We start from the raw sequence: 4495 nt of genomic DNA on the forward strand, positions 1-4495 counted from the left end.
CTGAACCGCTCTTCCGAGCTTCACGATTACCCGAAGCCCAGTGATTAACACTCAGCCTCCTTTGATGGTGCTTAGCCATAAATTCGACACCCATTTGAAACATAGAGGCTTTCATTGCCGTGTCAGCAGGCATAGGCAAACGCCCTTGATTAACCATCTGTTCCATTGGCAAGCCTTTCATCTCGATCAGCTGATACAAATCAACGCCATCAACGCCCGATTCCAGATAGCTTTCAAGATCCTGTCGCCAATTGTCTAACGTTTGATGCGGCAAGCCGTAGAGCAAATCAATCACAATCGGTGCAGCGTTATAACTCACCATGGATTGCAATCGTTCCATCACATAGTCTCGCTTATCAAGACGTTTAGCTGCCAGACGAACCGTATTGTCAAAACTCTGAACACCAAAAGAGAATCGGTTGAATCCGCCTTCCAATGCCGCTTCGAATTTTTCATCGTTGAAGCGATTCACTCGTCCTTCCAGGGTTATTTCACAATCACGGGTTAACGGAAACGAAGAACGCAGTAACTGGCCAAGTTCTTTTAGTTGTTGGGACGACAGATCAGTTGGCGTGCCGCCTCCAACATACACCGCTTGGAATGGTGCCGATTGAGACCAACTAAATGAGGATTTCCACTGTATCTCTTTAACAAGCGCCTCAAAATAACGATTCATTAACTGCTTTGAAGAGGCGTATTGGAAAAAATTACAGTAGGTACAACGCACTCGGCAAAAAGGGATATGAATATATAAACATCGCCCGTTCGTTGTTCGGGGATGAGTTTGAGTATTAGATAGCTCCAGAGCATTTTGGAGTCGACTCTGAACCTGATTGGGTTCAATGACGTCCATACGCCCACCAGCATGTGCCCCTTTTTTTCGGCTAAACGCGTACCGAAGGGGATCTGGGGTCGAGCGACCCACTAAATCTGGATCAGATGTATCAATTAAAAACATAATCTTTGGTTCTTTGATTTGCTTAGGTAGAGCGAATTTTACTGGATGATATACTTATCAAAAAGAAATGCAAATAATAATTGATCTCATTCGCGTTTGATGGATAATAAAAGCCTCTCAACGATCAAACTCATCTCAAGGAGCAAAAATGGACCTCAAACGGTACGCCATCTTTGCTGGACTTTCACTGACAATTCATAGTGTTGCATTTTCAGCCAGCTATAAACCTTTAAGTGTTTCAACCATAACGTCACCAATGGAGACCCCGTTGGGCCAAGCCGTCAGTATTCAATTTGTTGCTGCTCCTTCGCAAGTGGTCAAGGGCGCTACGATGTCTACTGCTGAAAAAAAACCGCCAACTGAACTTAATCCAAAACCAGAAAAACCCAAAGTAACCACGGTGGTGAAGAAGACGGATCTACCCGCACAAAAAGAGCCAAAGCAGGCGATTGAAAAACCTATTACTGTTGAAAAACCGAGTTCGGTTAAAAAAGCCATTCCAGTTAAAAAAGCAACAGTAGAAAAAGTAAAAACAGCGACCGAACCTGAGCCTGTCATCGCTTCACCGACACATAGGGTGACCAAACAAGTGGTGACCGAAAAGGAAAAACAGGAACAAGCAGAACCCGTTTCAGTGACGGAAAAAAAGCGAGTAATTAACGAAAATCGAGCAGTGAATGAAAAGTCAGAAAGAACCATTGAACCTGTGACAGCGGCCAATAACACCGCACCCGCAGCGCCTAAGTTGGTGAAAAAGCCAACGTTTGAAACCAGGCCGTCAGCCATTGATTACCCACGCAGTGCCAAGCGCCGTAACATTCAAGGAGTGGTATTGGTTGAAGTGTGGCTTGACCCAGAAGGCGATCAAACAAAATTGACGATCGTGAGTTCATCCGGTCATCAAATACTCGACAGTGCGGCACTCAAAGGGATATCAGAGTGGCAATTTCGTCACCACAAAAATGACGGGCAAGCCATCGCTCATCGAGTTCAAATTCCTATTAACTTCAAATTACATTGATTATGCATATTCTTAACTCTATTCACTCTCAGCTTGGCATGATGACATGGCCACTGACCATTATGTCTATGATTGTCGTCATGATCTTACTGGAACGAAGCGTATTCTTATTACTGAATACACGGACCCATAGTAAATCGTTACTGTGCTCACTGCGTCAGCTTGATATGAACGATGCACAAAAAGTAGATGCCTTTTCACAAACACTCACCGCAAAGAAACACACCCTTGAACAAGGGGCAGGCATGCTACTTGGGCACCGCTATTTTACTAAATCACTTCGAGAAGAAGCGGTTTCTATCTGGCTACAGAAAAAACGCCACTCCTATACCTCAGGGCTGAAAGTACTGTCTATCATTGGTGTTATTGCGCCTTTAGTTGGGCTACTTGGCACCGTCTTAGGCCTCATTGAGATGTTTAAAACCCTTGGTGATTTTCAAGGCTCTATTGAACCCTCTTTGCTTGCCAAAGGATTAGGACTTGCCATGTCGACAACAGCTGCGGGTTTATTGATTGCGTTACCTGCCATCATCGCAGCGCAGCTTTTTCACTTATGGGCAGACAACACACTCAACAAAATTGAACATGGCCTAAACCACTGTAATCTGCTTTTAGAAGGGGTGTATTTCGAAGTAGATAAGAAGGGCATGCAAAAAGAATGTGGCGCAGGATCAACGCAGCAATCTTCTGTCTCATCATGCTTATCATCAGATTCGGCATCAGAAGATCGGTCAGCACCCGCATCATGTACCGAACAAGCACCTGAAAAGAACGGAAAGCAAGCCGCATGATCACTAGCAAGATGCATTCAAACATCGGTGCTGAAGATCTAAAGCCCGACCTAACTCCGCTGCTTGATATTATTTTTATCGTCATGGTGTTCTTGTTATTGACTGCAAATATTGACATTAAAACCATGGATGTCGACATCCCCACGACTAACGAGCAAACCGTACTCACCGATGTGGATTCCGACGTCATCGCAATTAATCTTATGCTCGACGCGCCTAACTGGGCCATTGAAAAACAAACATTTCAAGATTGGGATACCTTCACGCAAGCGTTAATCGATGTGTCGAATCAGTACCCAAAACGCTCACTTGTGATTGGCTCTGATAAAAACGTGCCCGTCGAAAAAATGCTTCAACTCCTGGCTTTCATGCAAAAAAATGACATGAACGCCACCAGCATCATTATGGATGAAGAGAAATAACCATGACTCAATTGTTCACCACATTTAATACCGTATTACTGCTTAGTGTTTTCCAGCTTAGTGTTTCTTTTTCTGCTCACGCACAAGAACGTATCGTCAGCGCAGGGGCCAATATCACAGAGCTATTTTTCGCACTCAACGCTGAGGATTACTTAGTTGCCGCAGATTCCACCAGTAAAAGTTATCTTCAAGGAACCGGTATTGCTCAGGTTGGCTATCACCGACAGCTGTCAGCGGAAGGCCTTATGGCGCTCAACCCTACTCACCTCATTGGCTCGCCTGAAATGGGGCCAGAAACCACATTAAAGCTCATCACAGCAAGCAATGTAGAGGTATTGACGTTGTCATCAGAAAATTCATTATCAGCGCTTAATCAGCGTATTGATACCATTGCAGAAATAACCGGTAAGCAGCAACAAGCAGAACAGCTCAAGCGTTCGGTGCTTAGCGATATTGAGTTTTTATCACAAGGCTCCTTAAGCACACCACCTAATGTGATTTTCTTAATGCTGAGTAAAGATCGTCCTGCAACCGCGGCTGGTACCAACACCCCTGTTGATACCATTATTTCACTGTCTGGCGCTAAGAACCCAGCCTCAGACATGATCGAGTCTTACAAGCCGCTCTCATATGAAGCGATCATCGCCCTACAGCCAGATTACATCCTAGTCAGTGAACGAACCATCGAGAGCTTTGGCGGGCAAGACAACATCATTAAAAAGCTTCCGTTATTGGCCGCGACTCCAGCAGGAAAAAACCAACAAATCATCTCTGTTCCAAGTAGCGCTTTGATTGGTGGATTTGGCCTGCAAAGCATTGAGCTGGCTAAGAAGCTCAATCAGCACTTTACACTCAATCAATCCATTACACTTAATTAATAAGTAATTCATCATGTCTGTTTCCAGCTTTTCTCGCGCTCCAACCACCACTCTATTTATTATTGGGTTGGTCGCACTTTACTTCGCCGTGATCAGCTCTGTTGCGATAGGGCCAATGAATATCTCACTGCTCGATAGTCTGCATGCCTTGATTCCAGCGTCATTACGTAACGTGGAAATACCAACGCACATTACTTTGGTGATTCAGCAAATTCGTCTTCCCCGCACTCTATTAGCCATTGCAGTTGGCGCGATTTTGGCGCTATGCGGGACCGTAATGCAAGGTTTGTTTCGCAACCCGCTTGCTGATCCTGGAATTATCGGGGTGAGTGCTGGTGCTTCGTTAGGTGCAGCGCTGGCAATCGTCCTGTTTGGTTCGCTTGCTCAAAGTCATCCGCAACTCTTACTCTTTGGTACGGTTCCGG

At 45.0% G+C, this 4495-nt stretch carries 6 protein-coding genes; 5 read left to right on the plus strand and 1 reads right to left on the minus strand.

Annotated features, from left to right (window positions below; all coding sequences use genetic code 11):
• Positions 1–958: heme anaerobic degradation radical SAM methyltransferase ChuW/HutW (hutW, locus tag ACP45E_RS13175; protein WP_069585090.1), on the minus strand; the 958-nt coding region annotated here is incomplete at its 3' end.
• Between the two features lie 148 nt (positions 959–1106).
• On the opposite strand from hutW, the gene ACP45E_RS13180 reads away from it, so the two are divergent.
• The 5 genes from ACP45E_RS13180 to ACP45E_RS13200 form a co-directional block, all read left to right on the plus strand.
• Positions 1107–1979: an energy transducer TonB gene (locus ACP45E_RS13180; RefSeq protein WP_017037525.1), complete on the plus strand. Its 873-nt coding sequence runs from the start codon at positions 1107–1109 to the stop codon at positions 1977–1979.
• A 2-nt stretch (positions 1980–1981) separates the two neighbouring features.
• Entirely contained in the window at positions 1982–2770 is a 789-nt protein-coding gene (locus tag ACP45E_RS13185; protein WP_017037524.1) for a MotA/TolQ/ExbB proton channel family protein, read from the plus strand.
• Positions 2767–3192: an ExbD/TolR family protein gene (locus ACP45E_RS13190; RefSeq protein WP_017036522.1), complete on the plus strand. Its 426-nt coding sequence runs from the start codon at positions 2767–2769 to the stop codon at positions 3190–3192. The genes ACP45E_RS13185 and ACP45E_RS13190 overlap by 4 nt, the downstream gene beginning before the upstream one ends.
• A 2-nt stretch (positions 3193–3194) precedes the next feature.
• A complete protein-coding gene (locus ACP45E_RS13195) occupies positions 3195–4070 on the plus strand; it encodes a heme/hemin ABC transporter substrate-binding protein (RefSeq protein ID WP_017036521.1) in 876 nt (291 codons plus the stop codon).
• 13 nt (positions 4071–4083) lie between these two features.
• Positions 4084–4495 (plus strand): iron chelate uptake ABC transporter family permease subunit (locus tag ACP45E_RS13200; protein ID WP_141707333.1); only part of this gene is annotated, 412 nt, incomplete at its 3' end.

This window comes from Vibrio genomosp. F10 str. 9ZD137 (assembly GCF_049974785.1).
In the GTDB taxonomy this organism is placed as follows: Bacteria; Pseudomonadota; Gammaproteobacteria; order Enterobacterales; family Vibrionaceae; genus Vibrio.